This window comes from Parabacteroides distasonis (assembly GCF_004793765.1).
Classification (GTDB): domain Bacteria; phylum Bacteroidota; class Bacteroidia; order Bacteroidales; family Tannerellaceae; genus Parabacteroides; species Parabacteroides distasonis_A.
Genome location: NZ_SRYM01000047.1, coordinates 12621 through 34156, shown reverse-complemented (window position 1 = coordinate 34156; position 21536 = coordinate 12621). Strand labels below are relative to the sequence as shown.

The 21536-nt window shown below is 45.4% G+C and carries 19 protein-coding genes; 6 read left to right on the top strand and 13 right to left on the bottom strand.

The features are described from left to right. Positions 1-174: 174 nt before the first annotated feature. Entirely contained in the window at positions 175-1383 is a 1209-nt protein-coding gene (locus E5342_RS14370) for a hypothetical protein (protein ID WP_121736063.1), read from the bottom strand. 13 nt (positions 1384-1396) lie between these two features. Beyond that, on the bottom strand, positions 1397-1876 hold the full coding sequence (locus E5342_RS14365) for a pyridoxamine 5'-phosphate oxidase family protein (RefSeq protein WP_121736064.1): 480 nt from the start codon (positions 1874-1876) through the stop codon (positions 1397-1399). 112 nt (positions 1877-1988) lie between these two features. Here E5342_RS14365 and E5342_RS14360 point away from each other — a divergent pair, with 112 nt between their 5' ends. The 5 genes from E5342_RS14360 (at position 1989) to E5342_RS14335 (ending at position 6181) form a co-directional block, all read left to right on the top strand. Beyond that, positions 1989-2798: a head GIN domain-containing protein gene (locus E5342_RS14360; protein WP_121736065.1), complete on the top strand. Its 810-nt coding sequence runs from the start codon at positions 1989-1991 to the stop codon at positions 2796-2798. 22 nt (positions 2799-2820) lie between these two features. Continuing rightward, positions 2821-3645, top strand: a complete 825-nt coding sequence (locus E5342_RS14355; RefSeq protein WP_135959641.1) for a head GIN domain-containing protein — start codon at positions 2821-2823, stop codon at positions 3643-3645. A 152-nt stretch (positions 3646-3797) separates the two neighbouring features. Continuing rightward, a complete protein-coding gene (locus tag E5342_RS14345) occupies positions 3798-4586 on the top strand; it encodes a head GIN domain-containing protein (protein ID WP_135959640.1) in 789 nt (262 codons plus the stop codon). Beyond that, a complete protein-coding gene (locus tag E5342_RS14340; RefSeq protein ID WP_121736069.1) occupies positions 4583-5359 on the top strand; it encodes a head GIN domain-containing protein in 777 nt (258 codons plus the stop codon). The genes E5342_RS14345 and E5342_RS14340 overlap by 4 nt, the downstream gene beginning before the upstream one ends. A 21-nt stretch (positions 5360-5380) precedes the next feature. Further along, a complete protein-coding gene (locus E5342_RS14335; RefSeq protein WP_121736070.1) occupies positions 5381-6181 on the top strand; it encodes a head GIN domain-containing protein in 801 nt (266 codons plus the stop codon). Between the two features lie 3 nt (positions 6182-6184). On the opposite strand, the gene E5342_RS14330 is transcribed toward E5342_RS14335, so the two are convergent. The 9 genes from E5342_RS14330 to E5342_RS14290 all read right to left on the bottom strand — a co-directional run bounded on the left by E5342_RS14330 (position 6185) and on the right by E5342_RS14290 (position 15879). Next, a complete protein-coding gene (locus E5342_RS14330) occupies positions 6185-7201 on the bottom strand; it encodes an NAD-dependent epimerase/dehydratase family protein (RefSeq protein ID WP_121736071.1) in 1017 nt (338 codons plus the stop codon). Beyond that, positions 7198-7404, bottom strand: coding sequence for a hypothetical protein (locus E5342_RS14325; RefSeq protein ID WP_135959639.1), 207 nt, complete (start codon positions 7402-7404; stop codon positions 7198-7200). The genes E5342_RS14330 and E5342_RS14325 overlap by 4 nt, the downstream gene beginning before the upstream one ends. 27 nt (positions 7405-7431) lie before the next feature. Further along, the gene (locus E5342_RS14320) at positions 7432-8193 is read right to left on the bottom strand and encodes a metal ABC transporter ATP-binding protein (RefSeq protein ID WP_121736073.1); all 762 of its coding nucleotides are present in this window, start codon (positions 8191-8193) and stop codon (positions 7432-7434) included. After that, positions 8177-9061, bottom strand: a complete 885-nt coding sequence (locus E5342_RS14315) for a metal ABC transporter solute-binding protein, Zn/Mn family (protein WP_121736074.1) — start codon at positions 9059-9061, stop codon at positions 8177-8179. Before E5342_RS14315 ends, E5342_RS14320 begins: the two co-directional genes overlap by 17 nt. Positions 9062-9336: 275 nt before the next feature. After that, a complete protein-coding gene (locus tag E5342_RS14310) occupies positions 9337-9774 on the bottom strand; it encodes a DUF6078 family protein (RefSeq protein ID WP_121736075.1) in 438 nt (145 codons plus the stop codon). A 16-nt stretch (positions 9775-9790) separates the two neighbouring features. Then, positions 9791-11080 (bottom strand): S28 family serine protease, encoded by a 1290-nt coding sequence (locus E5342_RS14305; RefSeq protein WP_121736076.1) that lies wholly within the window; start codon positions 11078-11080, stop codon positions 9791-9793. A 6-nt stretch (positions 11081-11086) separates the two neighbouring features. Next, positions 11087-12004 (bottom strand): tRNA epoxyqueuosine(34) reductase QueG, encoded by a 918-nt coding sequence (queG, locus tag E5342_RS14300; protein ID WP_121736077.1) that lies wholly within the window; start codon positions 12002-12004, stop codon positions 11087-11089. After that, positions 12004-12615: a polysaccharide deacetylase family protein gene (locus E5342_RS14295; protein ID WP_135959638.1), complete on the bottom strand. Its 612-nt coding sequence runs from the start codon at positions 12613-12615 to the stop codon at positions 12004-12006. The genes queG and E5342_RS14295 overlap by 1 nt, the downstream gene beginning before the upstream one ends. Positions 12616-12621: 6 nt before the next feature. After that, positions 12622-15879, bottom strand: coding sequence for a DUF2723 domain-containing protein (locus E5342_RS14290; RefSeq protein WP_121736079.1), 3258 nt, complete (start codon positions 15877-15879; stop codon positions 12622-12624). A gap of 317 nt (positions 15880-16196) precedes the next feature. On the opposite strand from E5342_RS14290, the gene E5342_RS14285 reads away from it, so the two are divergent. Continuing rightward, positions 16197-19019: a M16 family metallopeptidase gene (locus E5342_RS14285; RefSeq protein WP_135959637.1), complete on the top strand. Its 2823-nt coding sequence runs from the start codon at positions 16197-16199 to the stop codon at positions 19017-19019. A gap of 55 nt (positions 19020-19074) precedes the next feature. Here E5342_RS14285 and E5342_RS14280 read toward each other — a convergent pair whose 3' ends face one another. Next, positions 19075-19971, bottom strand: a complete 897-nt coding sequence (locus E5342_RS14280; protein ID WP_121736081.1) for a YitT family protein — start codon at positions 19969-19971, stop codon at positions 19075-19077. 629 nt (positions 19972-20600) lie between these two features. Further along, positions 20601-21398: a prolyl oligopeptidase family serine peptidase gene (locus E5342_RS14275; RefSeq protein ID WP_121736082.1), complete on the bottom strand. Its 798-nt coding sequence runs from the start codon at positions 21396-21398 to the stop codon at positions 20601-20603. Between the last annotated feature and the right edge of the window lie 138 nt (positions 21399-21536).

Below are 21536 nucleotides of genomic sequence, written 5' to 3'. Positions count from 1 at the left end.
TGAAGTACCTTAGAAAATAACAGTAAAATCTGTGAAGTAAATTTAGGCATAGTCATTCTCTAAAATGTGAAGTACCTTAGAATATAACAGTAAAATCTATGAAGTATATCTCCTAGAGCACTTGAAGTATATATTCTACAAGGAAGGAGTAGTATTGGGAAAAAGACCTCATGGTTATAATTTTGGAAACCCCAAGAAGGCTTTATTTACGAGCTTATCAACTTCCTTATACAGCCGCTGTATTTCCTTTGTATCCAATCCATTTTGTTCCCACTCTGTCTTACAGGCGTCGAATAAATCGAAAATCCGGTTCTCTACCGCACGAAGCTGTTGGATATAACCAGTTTGACCATCGTTCCATAACAGTTGCCAATGTAGATACTTTTGACCGTTACCACGATGTATGGAGTAGACATTCTTCTGTAATTGAACGGAATACCAATCTAATAAGGCTGTTTTATAGGATGCGTCGTAAGTAACTAAAGCACTTTGTTCCTTTCCTATTTTCACCCAAAGAGGAATAGCGACAGAAGTAGGAGGATATCCCAAGGCGGTCCACATCGTTGTCAATTCCGGATTCATGCCAGATTTTACGCCTTGAATTACAATAGAGGCCGTACTTTCCAGACGAGGGATGAAATCCTGCTCCACAAACCAACCCGTACGATTGTTCGGACTTTGCTCTTTGTCCATCAAATCGATATCCAGCAAGCCATTATAAAAAGAGCGGGAAGCCTGTTGAAAGATACGCTGAGGAGTAAATCCTCCGTCCTGCATTTCCTTAAAGATCTTTTTCGCATTCTCATAACGTACATACCCTTTGCCTTCATCCGTACGCCCCTCGAAAGAGAAATTCGTATAAATCAAGTAACCTTCCGGTGCCAGATTCGGATCATTCGCGTCTTTCTTATAATATCGCTCATTATTCGTCTCATAATAAGCCGCGCCACCATAAGCATCGATCACTCCGAAATTAGCCTCCACACGCATCGGGCGAGGCAAGGTATCCAAGAAATGCTCGAAATCCTGCACCGTCTTACAGACTCTCAAGGCTTTTCGCATCAAGTTTCCCTCTTGGTCCATCTCCTTTATATCATCGTCTTTCAAGTTATAAGAAGCCGTATTCATGATAGAGAAGCCCGTCTCATTGCTTCCGGTCCACACGGCTCCCTCCGGATCATCGCTATTTACCAGCCCCAGAAAACGATAGCCACCTTCGTCAAAATAACCGATATGGTTATACGGAGCACCGGTATCCCGGTGTTTCCACATCAACGGACGCCCGTCGGGAGTAGCCTTTCCTGTGATTATAATGGAGGTACAAGCCTTGTCAACCAACGGAAAACAAAGACATAGAACGAACAAAAGGAGTAGTTTTTTCATATCGTTTATTGATTTAATAAGATTTCTTATGAGGAGCGCCAAATTCCTTACAGCTGACCTCATCTATATCTACCGTCCAAATCTTCACGTTACGGACCGCCGGATCACTATAACGGAACGTCTTATCAGAATATTGCTTCATGATAATATCCAAGGCTTCCACCTTCTTGTCGAAAACCTCTTCGTAAGCGACCTTTCCCCAAGCGATCACGCTCTTCGAACGCATACGGTAGCTACAAGCTACCTCCGGGTGCTGGAAAACCAAGGCATGGTCGATACTAAACGTAATACAAACTTTCGGATTACGTTCCAATATAGAGATGCTTCGTCCATCCTGCGCCGAGTGTAAATAAATCACGCCATCCTTATAACCGAAATTCATCGGTAATACATAAGGCGTCCCATCTGTATCCGCCATGCCCACAAAGCAGACATCGCTCTGGCGGATAATCGATTCGATCAGTTCCTTGTCCGTGTGTATAAGTGTCTTCATACTCCCTATGTTTAAATCTAACTTGATGCAAAATTAAAAAAAACATCTGTTTCTGCAACCCTTTATAACCTACGCTCGTCTATTAAGAAAAGAACCTAAAAAATTAAAGACAATGAAGACGAGAGTATCACTTTTTATATGCTGTATGCAGATGATCGCAGTTTGCGGATTCGCCGCCGACAAACGTATTGATGGGAATGGAAATCCGGAAACTCGGGAGATAAAGATTAGCGATTACGACGAGATCACGTTCGTTGGCTCCGCTGATTTCGAGTATGAGCAGTCGGATAAAACGCCTTATCTATCCGTAACGATCGATGAGAACTTATTTGATTACCTCGTGACCGAAGTAGAAGGCGGCACGTTAAAGATCTATCCGAAATCTATCAAGAAAGGTTTTAATAATAACTCCTACGACTTGAGGCCGACCGTCTACAAGATAAAATCCAACTCCAAGGAACTAAAAGAGTTGAATACGGTAGGTTCCGGTAGTTTCGTTATCAGCAAACCGACGAAAGTAAACCGGATGGAAATCAATATGGCCGGTAGTGGAAACGTTGAGTTGAAAGGCCCCGTAAAAGGTTATAAGCTCGAATGTAACATGGCCGGTAGTGGAAATATCATCGCCAAGGATATACAGCTGGACAACCTATCTTGCAGCCTCGCCAGCAGCGGGGAAATCGAAATAATAGGAACCGTAGATCGTGCCTCATTCAATGTAGCGGGAAGTGGCGAGATTAAAGCTTTTGATTGCCAAGTACGTAAAGCAGAGTGTAATATCGCCAGTAGTGGAGAGATCAGCGTATATGCCACGCAAATCTTGGATGCCAATATCGTTGGTAGCGGTGAGATCCATTATAAAGGAGATCCGGAGATCAGTAAGTCTATCATGGGTTCCGGCTCGATCAACAAAGTCAAATAAACATTAAAAATACATACGAACGATGAAAACAAAATTAGTAGCGGTAATAGCCCTCATCTTTTGTGCCTTCATGGCAGAGGCTAGTAAAGTGGAAGGTAATGGGAAAATAATTACGAAAGAGATATCGGTAGATAACTATAGCGAGATCGAACTGGGTGGAAATATCGAATATTCCGGCAATAATTTTGAGGGAAATAGAAGCAACAAGAAATTCCCGGTATTCAAATATACGCATGGGCGAAGCGCTTCCCTGAAAATTACGATTGACGAGAACCTGTTCCCTCTCCTCTCGATCAAATCCAATAACGGACGGTTAGCTATCCGTATTCAAGACGGAACCCGTATCAAACCAACCCAATATGTAATCGAGGGAAGCTCAAAGACTCTGAAATACTTAAAGACTTCCGGTCCGATGGATTTTGAGGCCCAGAACGCTTTTTCCGAGGATCAACTGGAAATCAAGATTTCCGGCTCCAGCGACGTAAAGTTCTCACATAACGTGAAATTACGATTAGGCGAGTTCTCCGTATCCGGCTCTGGCGATCTAGTCTTTGAAGATTTGGACTGCAAGAATCTCACCAGCAAGGTTTCCGGTTCTGGAGACATCACTTTGAAAGGTAAGGCAAACGAAGCCCGCTATTCCGTGTCAGGTAGTGGAGATATAAAAGCATACGAATTATCAGTCAACGATTTGAGTTGCTCGGTAAGTGGTAGCGGAGATGCCCGTGTTTATGCCAAAGATAACATGAACCTATCGGTTTCGGGCAGTGGAGACATCCGCTATAAAGGCCCGGCGAACGTGAATAAATCAAAGTCTGGCTCTGGCTCCATCCAAGGTACAAATTGATAGAACACACACTTTGTTTAAAAATACACACATTATCAAATTTAAAAAAGCTACTAGATGTGATATCCGGTAGCTTTTTCTTGCTATTTTTGTAACCAGCTCTTTATTTATAGAGTCTAAATTAAAAAGTAGAATTACAAAAAACAATACTTATGAAAACAAAGGCTATCTTATTAATGGTATTTTTCCTAGGATGGGTCACTACCGGTTGGGCCGCGGATCATGTAAAAGGCGATGGTAAATTGACCTCTAAAAAGATTTCCGTCACCGATTATAACGAGATTAAGGTAGATGGCGTAATTGATTTCAATTACGAGCAATCCGATGCTCCTTCCACTGTGGAGGTTACCGTAGACCAGAATCTTCATCCATATGTCAATATCGAAGTCAAGGATCGTGTCTTAACCATCGCTTTCAAAGGAGCGAAGGTGAATCATTTTACTAAGTTTATCGTAAAAACGAATTCTAAATGGCTTGCCGCCGCAAAAGTTTCCGGAAATGCCAACTTCATGGTAAACAGTCCGCTTACCGGAGATGAGACCGTTATCAAAGCAAACGCCAATAGTTTGGTGCAACTGAAAGAGACCGTTACAGTCGGTAAACTGGACTTGAACGTATCCGGTAGCGCAAATATGGTAGTCAGTCATCTGGAAGCCGACAAGATCGAATGTGATATCGATGGTTCCGGCTCTATAACGATCAAGAAAGGTAACGCAAAAGAAGGAGACTACAGTATCATCAGTAGTGGTGATATACATGCTTTTGGGTTAGCGGTACCTCAGTTAAGTTGCAAAGTAACAGGCAATGGCCTAGCGGAAGTACATGCTACCGATAATTTAAAGGCCAACGTAATCGGTAAAGGAAATATCCGTTACAAAGGCCCGACGGCAGTTCAACAGAAAATAATCGGTAAAGGTATCGTAGAAGAAGTAAAAGAATGAAAACAAGAATTATATACCTATGTCTGCTGGTGATCCTCTCTATGACAGGGTGTATCAGCACAAATGCTCGGAGAGGCATCAACGGGAACAAGAATATTGTTACCCGTACCATTCAAATAGATGATTTCGAGGAGATACATCTAGGGTCCAATATCGAACCGACGAAAGGTATCAATCCGTTCAACAAGAAGAACCGTGCGATATGCAATTATACCCAAACAGATGGCGCCTCCTCGCTGGAGATTACTATGGACGAGAATTTGTTTGACTTATTGGATATAAAAAATAAAGATCACAAATTAGTTATCAAGGCTAAATCCAGCAAGAAGATCTGTCCGACCCAACTGGTATTGAACATAACCTCCAAGAACCTAAATAAAGTAGGAATTAGCGGTAGCATCGACTTTATCGCCGATCAACCGCTACAACTGACAAATACGTCTTTTGACATCAGTGGCGTAGGCGACGTGAAATTAGCTAATTTATCTTGTGAAACTTTCAAGGTAGCCATATCCGGAGTCGGCAATATTTACCTGAATGGAAACATCAAGAAAGGTAAATACTCCGTATCGGGCGTAGGGCACGTATATGCATTCGATTGCCCCGTTGAGGATTTGGAATGCGAAGTATCCGGTGTGGGAGGAATGGAAGTGAACGCTACACGGAAATTAGACGCTAGCACTTCTGGTGTGGGAAGCGTTAAATATAAAGGCAATCCGGAACATACGAAGAAGTCCGCCTCCGGTGTCGGAAAAATCAAACAAGCAAATTAATCATCCCAAAAAATCAATTAGATGAAAAAGAGATCACTTTTATTCCTTATAAGTGGCTTATTTATACTGAGTAGCTGTATCCCTACACAAACCATAAAAGGAGACGGCAATATCACCACGAAAAACATCCCGGTTTCCAAGTACGACTGTCTTGAGTTAGAGGGAGGAGGTATGATCGTGAATTACACGCAGTCCGATGCTCCCGAAGGTTTGGAAATAAAGACAGACCGGAATATCTTCGAGAAATATGAGTTTAACGTAGAGGACCATAAGCTTAAGATCCGCCCGAAAAAAGAATTCAGGAAGCATACGAATTTCCGTCCGACCGAGTTCATGGTTACGGCCAACTCCCGCAATCTAAAGAAATTAGCGGCGGCAGGAAGTACCCATGTAAATATAAACTCACCTCTACAAGCCGAGGAGTTCGAGGCGGGATTAGCTGGTAGCGGGATTATCCAATTCCACGACACGGCCTCTTTTACAAACCTGAAGATAGAGATCGCCGGTAGCGGAGATTTCGTTAGCCATAAAGTGTATTGCGAGGAATTAAACGGGGATATGGCCGGGTCTAACACGATCGTTCTAGGGGGAACCGTAGGCATAGCTGAATTCTCGATCGCCGGTAGCGGTACAGTACGTGCTTTCGATTGTACCATGGATGAGCTTGAGTGCAAGATAGCCGGTAGTGGAGACATAGAAGCCTCTGTCGTAAACAAAATCAAGGCAGAGATCGCCGGTAGCGGTTCCGTAAAGTACAAAGGAAATCCCCAAGATATCCAAAAGAAGGTAATGGGCTCCGGTAAGATCGAGAAGGTGGAGTGATTGTTACAACCACCCCTCCTTTTTATACCATTCGATACTCTCTTCCAATCCTTTACGCAAAGGATAGGCTGGGGTAAAACCTAAATCATCTTGAAGAGGCGTGACATCACAAATCCAGTTACGCTGCTTCAAGATAATGTATTTATCACTATTAAGCGTCATACTCTTCTTCAACAGCTTACCGATCCATTCGGAGCAATGGCAAGCGATACGCACCAATCCCAGCGGTATACGGGCATGCAATACCCGTTTCTTTCCTAGGATATCTTGTATCATACGGGCAAACGACTCATCCGTGTAGACATCTCCGTCGGCCACGAAATAATGCCGGTTCTTTATTTCCTCTTTCTCAAGGGAAAGGAAGGCCACGGTAGCCAAGTCTTTCACATAGATAAACGTGATTCGCTGGGGAATGGAGCCTACGGCGAAATCGAGTCCCGACTTTATGCTTTGTATCTCCATAAAATAGTCCTTCTCACCCGGGCCGTATACCCCTGTAGGACGCAAGATCACGTAAGGGAAATAGGTTTGTCTACGGATATGATCCTCTGCCTCCAGCTTACTTAATCCATAAGCCGTGTTTGGATTTTGCGGATCATCCAAACGTATCGGGCGGAAAGTTTTCTCGTCGCCTCGCCCATAACTGCTCAGGCTACTCATCAAGAGGAATTTCTTCGGTTTGCAACCGGCGGCGGCTAAAGCCTCGATAAATCGACGCGTATTATCGGAGTTCACATAGAAAAAGTTTCTCCAGTCCAAGGTCTTTGTCAACCCGGCGTTATGGATCACGTAGTCCCATGCCCCATGCGTACGGGCAAAATCCGAGAGCTGGGCTGTAAGCGCTTCCTGATCGCCATATTTCAAGTCGATGAAATGGATGCGCTTATCTTGCAGACGCGCTTTACTGCTACCCGCACGGATACCCGCCCACGTCTCATAACCACGGCGCAGCGCCTCCTCTACCAAGAAACCGCCGATAAAACCACTCGCTCCGGTTATCAATATCTTCCTGTCCTTCATTTTTCTTTCATATAAAATGTATAATAATACCACAGCAGCCCGATCCAGTTCAAGAACACGATCGTCAGCATCCAAAGAATCTTTTGTTTCTTACTGATGAAAGGGTTTTGCGATACGGCCTTGCATCCGAACAGGATTACGGCAATACCTACGATATAACCGATCTCCGGCAAACTTATCCAGCAAATGATTTGTGGTATCATAAAAATAGAGTTATTCGTGAAAAAGAATTATTCGTGTGGATGTTTCTTCAAGACCCGGTGCGGCAAGTCGCCATGCCCCACCAACTCGATCGGGCAAGCGTATTTCTCGCCCAACCATTCCTCGGAGACATTCGCTCCCGGGTGATAATGGAAGGTCTCGTTTACGCAAGCGATATTCTTCACCATCGCCAACACCGTACCGATATCATGGGAAACCAAGATGACAGCGCTCTCTTTATTGATCTCTTCCAAGAGCTGATAAAAACGAGACTCGAATCGTTTATCCACATACGAATTAGGCTCATCCAAGATCAATACCTGCGGACGGGAGACGATAGAACGCCCCAATAAGACCCGCTGCAACTGGCCGCCGGAAAGCTCACCGATGGCCCTGCCCGCTAACTCCTCCAATCCCATCTGTACGATCACCTCGTCTACACGCTCTCTCTGGGATCTATTGAATGAACGGAACAAGGGCTTCTCCGCAGATAAACCGGAAGAGATCACTTCCCGTACCGAGATCGGGAACTTCTTATCGATCTGGCTCATTTGGGGTAGATAACCGATCTTCAAGAAAGGAACCTCTACATCGCTATCATAAAAACGAATCGTTCCGGATACAGGAGGCAACAGGCCTAGTATCAACTTTAAAAGCGTCGTTTTCCCGCCGCCGTTCGGTCCGATAATTCCCAAGAAATCATTTTTCCACACATCCAGCGTCACGTTACGTAAAACGATCTTATTACCGTATCCGGCGGTAACCTCTCTCAACTCAATCAGCTTGTCCATCGGCCAACGATTTTGCGATATGAATCATTTCCTTACTCCAATCGTAATCCAACGGATTGATCGGGATCAGGCGGCAACCGGTCTCTTTTGCGATCAACTCCGCGTTCTTCTGGTCAAACTCCCGTTGGATAAACACGACCTTCGCGTCATGTTCCCGTGCGGTCTCGACCAGTTCCTTTAATTGTGCGGGAGACGGTTCTTTTCCGTCCATCTCGATGCAAAGCTGGGTTAAGCCATATTCGTCGGCCAAATAGGTCAGAGCCGGATGGTAAATAATAAATGTCTTATTGTCAAGAGAACGTAACAAACCGGAAACGGTCTTTTCCGTCTCTCCGATTTCTTTCGTCAATTGCTCATAATTCGCTTGGTAATATTCCTTATGCTCCGGGTCCAAAGACACAAAGGCATCCAAAGTGTTCTTGGCGATCACCTTCGCTCCGGAGATAGAGCTCCACGTATGCGGATCGACGCCTCCGGGATGATGATGATGGCGGTGATCATGTTCCTCTTCTTCCTCGGGGCTTTTAAGTAAATCAATTCCTTCGGAGAGGTCAAAAATCTTAAGTCCCGGATTATTATTCCGGATATTATCCATCCAAGCCTGTTCGAACCCGATCGATCCGATCCTTAAATAACCTTGGCTTTTACCCACCTGCACCATTTGCTGGGGCGTAGGATCATACGTCTCCGGACTTTGCCCCGCCGGAACCACACAATTAATCGTAAATTTATCTCCGGCTATCTTCCCCACGAAATACCGTTGCGGCTCAATCGTCACGCTGACGATCCTCTCATCCGTCCGCTTATCGCCGCAGGCCATAAGTATCAAGGCGAAAAGAGCCGATATCAATACCTTATATTCCTTCATATTCTCATTCATTTCCGCAAAGATACGGAATATCGTCCAAATAAGCGTGCGGCCGGGAGCGTATTACTCACTGGGAGGATATTCTCTATTATGAGAGAAAAATTCTCCTCGCTATGGAGAATATTCTCCTCAGTAATGAGGAAAATATTCCCTCGCTGAAGAGATTTTTTTCTCTCGTGCAAGGAATATCTTTCCCTTCCGCATGAAAAAAAATTCCCACGTTTACGGGAAATCATGGGAATTATGAGCGGACGCAGATGGCCTGCGTTAAACACCTAGAAATCGTAATGCTCTATCATCGTGTCGTAGCGAGGCTCGTCTTGTACGTCGTTGTGGTGGAAGATACGCCGTATGTCCACCTGCTCGGCGGGCTTAACAAGCCGCTCGCCGTGCAGGCTGCGATAATATACCGAACGGCCGAAGTAGCTCAACATCTGGCTCTTGATAGCCGTGGATTTGCGTCTGGGGATCTCATCCAGCATGCGCTCGAACCCCTTGCCGTAGAGCTGAGGCACGTCGGAGAAGAAATGGGGGCAAGCCTCGCCACCATCCGCCTCGTACTGGCGGGGATTCAAGATATTCACGTGCAGCCGCTCTGCCGGCAGCATCCGGGCGGCCCATTGGCGCATACAATGTCCGGCTTTCGGGCAGCGCTCGTTGAGGCAGTGCATGAAGTCGGACGGGATTTGCTCGTAATCGATCGGCTTGCTCATATCTTCCTCCTCACCTCTATTCGGCCAGCCACTTATTAATCTGCGTAAGGATCCTTTCCTTCATATCCTCCGGCATATTGCCGATACGGGCACGATGACTGCCTCGGGGTTGGATGTAGATTTGCTCGTTCTTCTTGCCTTTGAAAGCGGGCACCATGGCCGCGCTCCACGGGTCGATCTCGCCATAGATGAAGATCATCTTCGGGTCGTTATCCTTCAAGAAGTCATAGATCTTATGGTATAGGGCCGGGCGGAAGTCTACCTTGCCGACCAGTTCCTCGGGAAGCATGATACGGTTTAGGTATCCGTGGGCGCTATCGATCGTAAGGTATTTCTTGAAAGGTTTCACGTCGTAGCCATAATAACCGAGCTCCCGGGCGGCTTGTACGAAGAAGGAGATGTTGGGCTGGTTCTCGGCGAAATAATCAGGGCCGCTGATATTCATCAGATGGTCGAAGAGTGCCTGATCGTCGGCAGACTTGGAAGGGATCGTATTCACTGAAGTTCCCCATTGCCAAAGAGCGAATGAATATTCCAGTACGCAATAATCCAATACCTCGGACATCGGAATACGAAATGTCAGGTTCTTATTCTTACAATAACTCTCCAATAAAGGGAGCATATCAGACTTGCGTCTCAAGACTTCCAATTGAAAATCTTGTATCTTCTTGCGTTCCCCTTTCGTACCTACCTTACGTAAGAAAGGCTCGTGGCGGCCATCCTCTACGCCTTTGCATAACGGACCGACATAAGGAACGGAGAAATCCACGTCGTCCGGGAAGAAGGCACGGTAGAGCATCGTTGTCTGTCCCCCCTTGCTGATGCCGGTACTGATCCATTTTTCCGGATAGATCTGCTTGAATGTATTGCGGACATTATGCAAATCGTATGCGGAGTTTTCGGCGGTCAGATAATCCCAGTTCTTGGGTTCCGGCGTCGATTCCAAGAAATAACGGTACTCCACGAACACCAGATTCGCATTCAATAGCTTGGACAATTCCTCTTGATATCTCGGGTTGAGGGCGTAGGCGGCTCCATATCCCTCGGTCACGATAATGGTAGGGCGGTCATAGCCTACATGGCCAACAATCACCCGTTGCGTAAATGTCCCGGCGGCGGGGTCTTTCGGATCGACCTGCTGCGTGATACGTACTACATATTTCTCCGGATAATGATCGGATTCCAGTTTCTCGATGCCACTGATTCCCTTTAGGACGGCAAGTTTCTCTTGTAAATCTCCGGGAGCGGCCATTACCGTCATCACCGACAGGAGAAAAAGAAGCAAGAAGTTAAATGTTCTTCTCATGGTAACTTAGTCTTTTAGATATTGTATTGTTCGTAATAATCCCTCATATTTGGCGCGTTTCACCGCCGAATGCGCAAAGATACGATTATAATCCTCACGGCTCAATGCCTTGAGGTCATCTTTTTTAAGGGAGAGCAAAGAAGGGGTGGGATGAAAGGCTGCTACTGCCGTAGGCATAGCGAAGCGGTTCCAAGGACAAACGGCTTGGCAGGTGTCGCATCCATAGATGCGGTTACTTAAAAGGACGGCTTGCTCAACAGGGATTTCTCCACGATGCTCAATCGTAAGATAAGAGATACATTTGCGGGCATTCAAACGTTTCGCCCTTTCCAAGGCCCCGGTAGGGCAAGCGTCCATACAGCGGGTACAGGAACCGCAGCGATTCTTTTGGGGGGAATCATAGGCATCGACTTCCAGGGTTGTCACGATCTCCCCAAGGAAAAAGAAAGAGCCTTTGCCCGGGATGATTAGATTCGTATTCTTTCCGATCCATCCCAAACCGGCTTTCCAAGCCCAATAACGCTCTAACAGAGGGGCGGAGTCCGTGAATACACGAGCCTCATTGTTGGAGGGATGATGCTCGGTTATCGCTTTCCATAATTGGCGAAGTTTATCCTTTACGACCCCGTGATAATCTTCTCCGTACGCATAATACGAGATATAAGGTTCCGCCGGATTCCGGAGAACTTTCGGATAATAATTCAAGGCTACTGAGATAACTGATTTGGCACCTTCCACCAAGCCATCCGGATTGAGACGGATTTCCCGATGATTCTCCATGTATTTCATTCCAGCATGGTAGCCTTCCGCAATCCATTGGTCAAAATAAGCCTCCTCGCTCCCGGCCTTCGCTACTTCAGCGATACCGCAAACGGAGAAGCCTAATTCCATAGCTTTATCTTTTATAAACTGGGAGATACCCATTATTCAAAAACTTTAAACTCGTAGCCTTCCTTTAAGAGCCATTCGACAGCCCGGGGCATTGCCTCACGCATATTGCGCTCGGCTTTCAAAGAATCGTGGAAGACGATAACGGAACCATTACGGGTATAGTTCTTTACCACGTTGAAGACACCGTTCGGAGTCATATGCGGGCTATAATCGCGGGTGACCACGTCCCACATCACGATATGATAATGGCGGCGAAGCCATACTACCTGCGGAAAACGCATATGCCCGTGAGGAGGCCGGAATAAATTACTAGGAATATATTCAGCCGCCTTCTCCACATTCGCCAAATAATTCTTCGTCCAGAACTTGATACCTTGGATATGGTTGAACGTATGGTTACCGACACGGTGCCCACGATCTATCACCATCCGGAAGACTTCGGGATGCTTACGTACATTATCCCCTACCATAAAAAAGGTAGCCTTGATCCCATACGTATCCAATATATCTAAAACCCAAGGGGTAACCTCGGGAATAGGGCCATCGTCGAAGGTGAGATACACACACTTCTTCTCTGCCGGTATTCGCCAAGTTACCCCCGGGAACAGTGCCCTGTAAAACCAAGGCGGTTGTTCTATAAACATACTTTGTTAATCTTTTGCCACTGATCCGTACGCCATACGGTAATTATCAAATTCCTCTTGATAAGGCTTAGCGAACTCCGGATTGTATTGTTTGCTTACACGCAATACCTCTTGGAGAACCGCCAAGTTATGACCTAAATCACTCTCGACAGATGATAATTGACCCGGACGCAAACGGAAATACCAGTTTATACTACGCATCGCATTGTCCGCTATACCTTTATAAACCATCTCCGCCTTCTCCTTCTGGCCCAACTCATAATACAACTCACCCAAGGAAAGAGCGCTGTAATCCAACGGAACATTCTCGGGAGGCAAAACTTCCATCGCCTTATCCAGTACGTTCAGGGCTTTCTCATTCTTGCCTTCAGCGACCAAAGCGGCAGCCAACTTACTGAACAACGCAATACGATAGCTCTTGCACATCCGCATTACATTCTCATCCAAGTACACACCCGGCGTATTGACACCACCCCATTTGAACTTATTCATCACGTTGTCATACATCTTCTCCGTATTGATCGAACGAACAGTTCCCTGTGTCTCCATCGGAACGATCTGATAAGCCATACCGGTCTGCTGGAAGTACGGATCCAATTTCACGAACTGATCCGGGCTTACGGTAATCGCGTAATAGATCGGACGGTTCCAGTCATTCGTCTGCAACATATCCAAGATAATCAACTCTTGCTTACCCAAGACATCCTTGCCTTTCAAGTCAATCTTCATCTCTTTCTGCAAATACGGCAAGTTAGCGGTATCGATCACGCCGGCAGCCATAACCGCAGCGGAATCTACCCCCATCGTCAATGTCTGCGCAGGAATATAATCTAATTCTTGATTGATACCCGGGATCTTTTTAAACTTCGGATCATTGCTACGAACGAAATCAAGAGCGGTCTTCAGATCGATCGATTTATCCGTCATCGGGAATACATAAGCGGCATCACGAGTACCTTGCACATAATCCTCCGGTTGCCAAGAGATTGGAAGCGGATCCGATTCGTATGCTTGCTTCTTCATTTGGTTGATATACCAATCGGTTTGCAAATAACTCGTATTACATACACGTACATCCGTACGGATACCTTCCACCTCCTGTGCGTACCACAACGGGAACGTGTCATTATCACCATTCGTAAATATGACAGCGTTCGGCTCGCAAGATTCCAAGTAGTTCGCACCGAAATCACGGCAAACATAACGGTTCGAGCGATCATGGTCATCCCAGTTCTGCGCACCCATCTGGATAGGAACCAACAAGCACAGTACCGTCGCAACAGAACCCGCTATCACCGGAGATAACTTACCATACTTCTGCAATCCTTTCGCCAAGGCTGCCACACCGAAACCGATCCATATACAGAACGCATAGAACGATCCGGCATACGCATAATCTCGTTCACGAGGTTGATACGGTGCCTGGTTCAAGTAAAGCACGATCGCAATACCCGTCATAAAGAACAAGAAGAACGTGATCCAGAATCCCTGAATACCCTTCTTTCCGGCATAAGCTTGGAATAGAAGCCCCAAGATACCCAATAGAAGCGGTAACATATAATATACGTTATGCCCCTTATTATTGATAATATCGAACGGCATATCCTCTTGCGGGCCCACTAAAGCTTCATCGATAAACGGAATACCGGTTATCCAGTTACCATTCGAAACCTCGCCATTACCTTGTATATCGTTCTGCCGTCCGGAGAAGTTCCACATGAAATAACGCCAGTACATGAAATTCAACTGATAAGCGAAGAAATAACGCAAGTTCTCGGCAAATGTAGGTTTCATCACCGTCACCATCTCACCACAACGGTTGAACTTCACCGGCGTACCCTTTACCTGCGCCCATTCCTTATAAGCCGCCACATGGCGTCCGTCGCTACTATACATACGGGGGAAAAGCATACTCAATTCATCCACATATTCGTATTCCGTATCGTAACGAGAGATATAATAATGGTCCTTCTCGTTTTTATCTTTCTTAATGACACGGCTCCAAGTCGGCTCACCCTCTTTCGATACAGGAACGCAAGTACCACCTTGGTTCTCACGTTTCACCTCGGATACATAGGTCTGACCGTAGATCAACGGAGTCTTACCGTATTGCTCACGAGCCAAATAGGTACGCAAGGTAAAGATATCTTGCGGAGCGTTCTGGTTCATAGGCGTATCGGCTGTCGCACGGATCAATGTCAAGGCATAGGATGAATAACCCACTACGATTACCATCAAGCAAACCAAGATCGTATTCAGCATCTTGATATTTACATTCTTGCTCATGAACAAATAAGTTGTCAAAGCCGCCGTAAGGATCACGGCGATCACGTAACCGCTACCGATAAACGGAATACCCAGCAATACGATCGAAAGGATGAAAGAGATCTTCATCCGCACCGGATGGATCTCGTCTTGCATCGTCTCCCAGATCGCCCAGATCAACGAAGCCGCCAAGATAATCACGAACGCATATACACCCGAGTTATACGGCATACCGAACGTATTGACAAACAACAGCTCGAAATAACCGCAAACCTCAACCAAGCCTTGTACGACACCATACATCATCAAGCCCACGATAGCGAACGACACCAATAAAGCGATCAGCGTACCCCTCATCGTAGGGTTCGGGAATTTCTTATAATAATATACCAGTACGATAGCCGGGATACACAATAAATTCAGCAAATGGACACCGATACTCAAACCCATCAAATAAGCGATCAACACGATCCAACGATCGGCATGCGGACGATCGGCGGCTTCCTCCCATTTCAGGATCAACCAGAATACCAAGGCGGTAAACAAGGAAGAATAAGCATACACCTCACCCTCCACGGCGCTAAACCAGAACGTATCGCTAAACGTATAAGCCAAAGAACCTACCAAACCGCAACCCATGATCGTAATCATCTGTCCCAGAGACATCATCTTATCGTCTTCCACGATAATCTTACGAGCTAAATGGGTAATACTCCAGAAAAGGAATAAGATCGTCAGGCCGCTAAACAGGGCGGACATCGTATTAACCATCACAGCCACCTTGGAAGGGTCGGAGGCGAACTGCGTAAATAAATTGGCTGTTAACATGAAGAAAGGAGCTCCGGGCGGGTGGCCTACTTCCAATTTGTATGCCGAAGAGATAAACTCACCACAATCCCAGAAACTGGCGGTGGGTTCCATTGTCATCAGATAAACGGTAGAAGCGATCAAAAAAACGACCCACCCCAACACGTTGTTGATTAGTTTGTACTTTCCCATACTTTGTATAAGTGTGATAATTAATTGTTTCTACTTGCATACCCACACGGGCAGTCGGCCGCAAAGGTAATCATTTACGTTTAATACCTAACGTTCCATCCCCCTATAAATTATATAGAATAGATTAGAATTATATTAAACAAACCTTATTACTCAAGTGTTAATAGAATAGTTGAGTATTAAACAGCTCCCCCGCCTGTTTAATCTTGATAGAAAGGAGTATTCCGTATCGAATACTCCTTATTTTCGCCATAAAGACCTCTTTCTGTGATTTTTTGCTAGTTTTGTGATCTAGATTCACTATCAATGAAATAAATATGATAAAAAGACATTCTATCTTAACGGCAATCCTGCTCTGTTTCGTCGCTTTCACACAAGTGATGGCACAAGAGATGCAGGAACCCGAACCGCTTCCGATCGATCCAAAGGTTCGATACGGGAAATTGAGTAACGGATTGACCTACTATATCCGTCACAACGATCAGCCCAAAGACCGGGCAGACTTTTACATCGCCCAAAACGTAGGCTCCATCTTAGAGGAAGACAATCAACGAGGTTTGGCTCACTTCTTGGAACATATGGCTTTCGACGGCAGTAGGAACTTCCCGAATAACGGGATGGACGAATATATCGAGAGTGTAGGTATGCGCAGCGGGGAAAACTTCAATGCCTATACCTCTTTTGATGAGACCGTCTATATGATTACCAACGCCCCCGTCAATAAAAGCGGCGTGGTTGATTCTTGCTTATTGATCCTTCATGATTGGTCCGGGTTCCTAGCCTTAACCGACTCGGCTATCCAGAAAGAACGTGGTGTCATCCGTGAGGAATGGCGTACCCGGCAGGATGCCCAGACTCGTCTATGGGAGCAGCAACTACCCAAGATGTACCCGGGAAGCCGTTATGCGAACCGGATGCCGATCGGCTCGATCGACGTGATCGAGAACTTCAAGCCGGACGAGTTACGGGCTTACTACAAGAAATGGTATCGTCCGGACTTGCAAGCGATTATCATCGTGGGAGACGTAAATGCAGATCAAGTAGAAACAACTATCAAAAAGATGTTCGCCGATGTCCCTACCCCGGTCAGTCCGGCAAAACGGGAACAAGTACCGGTTCCTGACAATGATCTACCTCTGATCTCGATCGCCAAAGACAAGGAGGCATCCAATACAATCCTTTATGTCTTCTATAAACACGATAAATTGCCCAACGACTTGAATCGTACGATTACCGGATTGGTAAAGGATTACATTCAGCAAATATGCGCATCGATCATGGACGAGCGTTTCGACGACATCTTGCATCAAGCGAATCCTCCGTTTATCTATGCCCAAGCCTACGATGATGACAATTTCATGATCGCAAAGAGCAAGGGAGCATGGACCGTAGCTGCTCTTGCCAAGGAAGGCGAGATCGATTCTACCTTGACAACGCTTGTCCAAGAGACTCAACGGGTAAAACAATATGGCTTTACGCCATCCGAGTATGAACGGGCACGCATCAACGTATTGAAACAATACGAGTCTGCTTACAACGAGCGGAATAACCAAAAAAACGACGCTTATATTCGTGAATATGTGAATCATTTCACCAACGGCGGTTATATCCCGGGCATTGAGATGGAATACACGCTGTTGAACCAGATCGCCCAAAATATCCCGGTGGAGCAAATCAACCAATATATCCAAGATATGATCGGAGAGGATAATATCGTGATCGGGTTAACCGGACCGGATAAAGAAGGTATAAAATACCCGACCGAAAAGAATCTGCTCCGTACATTCCTCAAAGCGCAACAGATGCCGGTAGAGCCTTATAAAGAAACTGTCTCCAACGAACCTTTAATCCCGACCTTACCAGCTCTGGGGCAAATCACGGAGACAAAGACCGACCAGCGTTTCGGAGCGACAGTATTTACCTTAAGCAATGGTATCAAGGTGGTAGTAAAGCCTACCGAATTCAAGAAGGACGAGATCATCATGACCGCTACCAGCCCGGGAGGAAGCACTTTATTCGGCACGAAGGATATTAATAACTTAAAAGTTTTCAATGACGTGATCGAGATAGGCGGATTGGGCAATTTCTCCACCACGGATCTAAGTAAGCGTTTGGCCGGAAAGAAGGTATCTTGCGCCCTATCGCTCAGTCAAGATAGTGAGAACGTGAACGGAATGGCCGCTCCTTCCGATTTGCAAACCTTATTCGAGTTAATTTACCTCAGCTTCACGGCTCCTCGTATGGATGAAGAGGCCTACGCTTCTTTCGAGACACGGACAAAAGCGCAATTGCAGAACATGGAATTAAATCCGATGGTGGCTTTCAGCGACTCTTTGTCTAAAGCGGTTTACGGAGATAACCCTCGTGCGTCCCGTCTTCGTCCACAAGATTTCACACATATCAGTTATCCTCGTATCATGGAGATGCGCAAAGAACGCTTCTCGGATGCTTCCGGTTTCGTATTCACGTTTGTAGGTAATATCCAGATCGATAGTATCCGTCCGTATATTGAGCAATATGTAGCGACATTGCCATCCCAAGGAAAAATTGAGAAGGGAAATCCGGCGGAGGTTCCATCGATGCGTAAGGGAGACTATATAAATCGATTCAACCGCTCCATGGAAATCCCGAAAGTAACGGTAGCCAACCTCTATACCGGACAAATGGAGTACAATCTGGAGAATATCATCACCGCTACCGCATTGAAACAAGTTATGGACTTGGTATATTACGAGAAGGTACGCGAGAAAGAAGGAGGAACGTATGGCGTCGGTGTATCCGCTAGAATCTCACCTTTCCCGGAAGGAAGAACGACATTACAGATATTCTTCGATACGGACCCGGCTAAGTGGGAGCAGATGAACACGATTGTCCGCAATGAGTTGAAACGGCTTTCCGAGGTAGGCCCTCATCAGGAAGACTTCAAGAAAACACAGGATAACCTGCTGAAACGTCATGCGGAAGTCTTGCAGGAGAACAGCTATTGGTTGAACGTATTGGATGATTATTATTATAAAGGATTTGATACCGATACGGATTATGAGTCGATTGTTAAGGCGTTGACTCCCGAGAAGATAAAGGCATTTGCCCAAAAGCTTTTGGGACAGGGTAACCGGACAGAAGTTATCATGCAGCCCTAAGATCAAAATGTTCATAATAGACACTCAAATTGTAGAAACGGGGCGTGCCCCGTCTCTACTTTGATTTCTTTAGTTTAAAATGGTCGAATCCTTCCCCATAAACCCCAATTACAGCACTTTGAGATACAAAAGCGGTCGGATCAATATCATTAATGATACGAAAAATCGTAGTGGATTGCCGTTTTTTAGCGAGCACGAACATCATCTTCTGTTCTTGCCCCGTATATAACCCGGTAGCGTCGATCACCGTAACCCCTCGATGCAATGCGTTAATCTCCTTACCAATCTCTTGGTATTTCTTCGAGATAATAAAGAATTGCACGGACTGGCGGGCACTGTTCACGATCTGGTCCAGCACGAAACTACAAACATATAACGTCACGAAACCATATACCACTTTCTCCCAATCCTTTAGCACGAAATAACTGGAGGTGATAATAATCATATCGCAGATCATCATGACCCGTCCCAACGTTATATCCCGATATTTATTGATGATAGCGGCAATAATATCCGTTCCACCCGTACTACCGTTCGAGGAGAAAGCGATACCGATACCACTTCCGCAGAAGGAGGCTCCCAGCACACATGCCATAAACGGTTGATCTTGTAATAAATGCATATCGGCTGTCAACTTCTGGATCAGCGATAGAAAGAAAGTAAGCGTAAACACAGCGAAGATCGTCTTGATACTGAACTTAAAGCCCAATATCTTCAAGGCCAGCATCAGCAAGAAAGCATTGATAAGAAAATAAGTGTACTGGACAGGAAATCCCGTAGCCCAAAACACAATGGAGGCAATACCCGGTACGCCCCCAGTCGTAATATCATTCGGCAGCAGGAAAACGGTCCATCCGATACCGTAGAGAATCATCCCCAAAGCGATCATCAAGTAATCTTTCATCTCTCTGAGCATTACTTGTCTGGAAGTCACTAATAAATTAGGTTTCATTTTATTTGTTTATTTTTTGCGGGCGCAAAGGTAGTAAATCTTTTTGTCTGCAATAAGAATGATATACAACCTTTTTGATCAGTATACGGCATATATCATGACAAGTACTTCCCGCCAAAGTCCTTAAATAACAAAAAGAGCTGTCCATAAACAACGTTTTCTATAGAAAAAGCCCCCTTTTTACACATGAGTAGCCACGAAACCCTACGCAACTAGTCCCGCTAGGCAACGCCGATACTCGCATTGAGCACCCTAAGTAGTCAAGAATAGGGTCGTGAACTGTCAAGAATAAGCATTATAACCTCGTCACTTCACCTTCACGACCCTAAAAGATAGCCCTTCTAACCCACATAATATGAATTACGATGAATTAATTTCGCTGGAACAAAAGGCTATTTTCAGATATCCACCTATCAGCTAAGCGATTATTGATTTTTTCTTATGTATTTGAGAACGAATAATACTTCTGTCCGGAAAAACAGATTCTCCAGAACTTTAGTTTACAATTTGTCAATATGACATTCGGCTCTTCTCTACAATTTCACCCTTCTCTCTTTTCGCAGATATTCAACATCCTTGATCTAGCGGTCAAAATAAGCGAACAAATCATTAATAAGCCGTCTATTTTACTACAAGCTATGCTGGAACATCCAAGCCAGATAATCCGATTCGGCGAAAACATTATCCCAGCTGTTATGGTCTACACCGGGATATTCTTTATAACGGACATCCGCACCTGCCTTTTTTAAGGCGTCATAAGCGTCACGGGAGAATTGTACATCGACTACGCTATCGGAACCGCCGTGATAAATGCTAAAAGCAGTCTTACCCTTGAAGTTTACCAAACGCTGCAAATTCGCTCCTCCGCAAATCGGGGCGGCAGCGGCAAACAGGTTCGGGTAACGCATTACGATATCGAACGTGCCCATACCTCCCATAGAGAGACCGGTTACGTAAATGCGTTTCGTATCGACCTTACCTTCCGCTATATAACTATCCAATAACTCCTTGACTGCGCCCATTGATTGCGTGGCCGGGGCATTCAACGGATAGAAACGCTTCCCTTCCTTTCCGGCGTTCAATCCCTTATATTCAGACCAGGTCTTCTCTGCCGGGCATTGAGGTGCTATGATGATAGCCGGATATTTCGTTTGATTCTCGAAAGAAGCGAACATATCGCCACCATGTACTAATTGGGCCTCATTATCCGACCCTCGTTCGCCCGCTCCGTGCAGGAACAGGATTACCGGGTATTTCTGTGCCGGATTATAATCTCGGGGATACAGAACCCGATAATTCAATTGATAACCATCACGAGCCGTAAACTGCTTTTTCAAAAAACTAACCTTATTACCAGCATATCCAGCAACGGATACCAGTAAGCACAAGGATAGGAAAAAGAGACCTTTTAGTGTCTTCATAATCATATATTCAAATGTAAATACTATCTACTTATATCGATAACTTCCGCAAATATAACTAAATAGTTTGTTAAGGCGTTGTATAATATCAGGATTAAACTGAGGTAACGCACATTTCCCGCAATGGCTTAATATTGTGGGTAA

Excerpts from the sequence above, each read along its gene's own strand:
- E5342_RS14370 (WP_121736063.1), bottom strand. The coding sequence starts at position 1,383 with ATGAAAAAACTACTCCTTTTGTTCGTTCTATGTCTTTGTTTTCCGTTG.
- E5342_RS14365 (WP_121736064.1), bottom strand. The coding sequence starts at position 1,876 with ATGAAGACACTTATACACACGGACAAGGAACTGATCGAATCGATTATC.
- E5342_RS14360 (WP_121736065.1), top strand. The coding sequence starts at position 1,989 with ATGAAGACGAGAGTATCACTTTTTATATGCTGTATGCAGATGATCGCA.
- E5342_RS14355 (WP_135959641.1), top strand. The coding sequence starts at position 2,821 with ATGAAAACAAAATTAGTAGCGGTAATAGCCCTCATCTTTTGTGCCTTC.
- E5342_RS14345 (WP_135959640.1), top strand. The coding sequence starts at position 3,798 with ATGAAAACAAAGGCTATCTTATTAATGGTATTTTTCCTAGGATGGGTC.
- E5342_RS14340 (WP_121736069.1), top strand. The coding sequence starts at position 4,583 with ATGAAAACAAGAATTATATACCTATGTCTGCTGGTGATCCTCTCTATG.
- E5342_RS14335 (WP_121736070.1), top strand. The coding sequence starts at position 5,381 with ATGAAAAAGAGATCACTTTTATTCCTTATAAGTGGCTTATTTATACTG.
- E5342_RS14330 (WP_121736071.1), bottom strand. The coding sequence starts at position 7,201 with ATGAAGGACAGGAAGATATTGATAACCGGAGCGAGTGGTTTTATCGGC.
- E5342_RS14325 (WP_135959639.1), bottom strand. The coding sequence starts at position 7,404 with ATGATACCACAAATCATTTGCTGGATAAGTTTGCCGGAGATCGGTTAT.
- E5342_RS14320 (WP_121736073.1), bottom strand. The coding sequence starts at position 8,193 with ATGGACAAGCTGATTGAGTTGAGAGAGGTTACCGCCGGATACGGTAAT.
- E5342_RS14315 (WP_121736074.1), bottom strand. The coding sequence starts at position 9,061 with ATGAAGGAATATAAGGTATTGATATCGGCTCTTTTCGCCTTGATACTT.
- E5342_RS14310 (WP_121736075.1), bottom strand. The coding sequence starts at position 9,774 with ATGAGCAAGCCGATCGATTACGAGCAAATCCCGTCCGACTTCATGCAC.
- E5342_RS14305 (WP_121736076.1), bottom strand. The coding sequence starts at position 11,080 with ATGAGAAGAACATTTAACTTCTTGCTTCTTTTTCTCCTGTCGGTGATG.
- queG (WP_121736077.1), bottom strand. The coding sequence starts at position 12,004 with ATGGGTATCTCCCAGTTTATAAAAGATAAAGCTATGGAATTAGGCTTC.
- E5342_RS14295 (WP_135959638.1), bottom strand. The coding sequence starts at position 12,615 with ATGTTTATAGAACAACCGCCTTGGTTTTACAGGGCACTGTTCCCGGGG.
- E5342_RS14290 (WP_121736079.1), bottom strand. The coding sequence starts at position 15,879 with ATGGGAAAGTACAAACTAATCAACAACGTGTTGGGGTGGGTCGTTTTT.
- E5342_RS14285 (WP_135959637.1), top strand. The coding sequence starts at position 16,197 with ATGATAAAAAGACATTCTATCTTAACGGCAATCCTGCTCTGTTTCGTC.
- E5342_RS14280 (WP_121736081.1), bottom strand. The coding sequence starts at position 19,971 with ATGAAACCTAATTTATTAGTGACTTCCAGACAAGTAATGCTCAGAGAG.
- E5342_RS14275 (WP_121736082.1), bottom strand. The coding sequence starts at position 21,398 with ATGATTATGAAGACACTAAAAGGTCTCTTTTTCCTATCCTTGTGCTTA.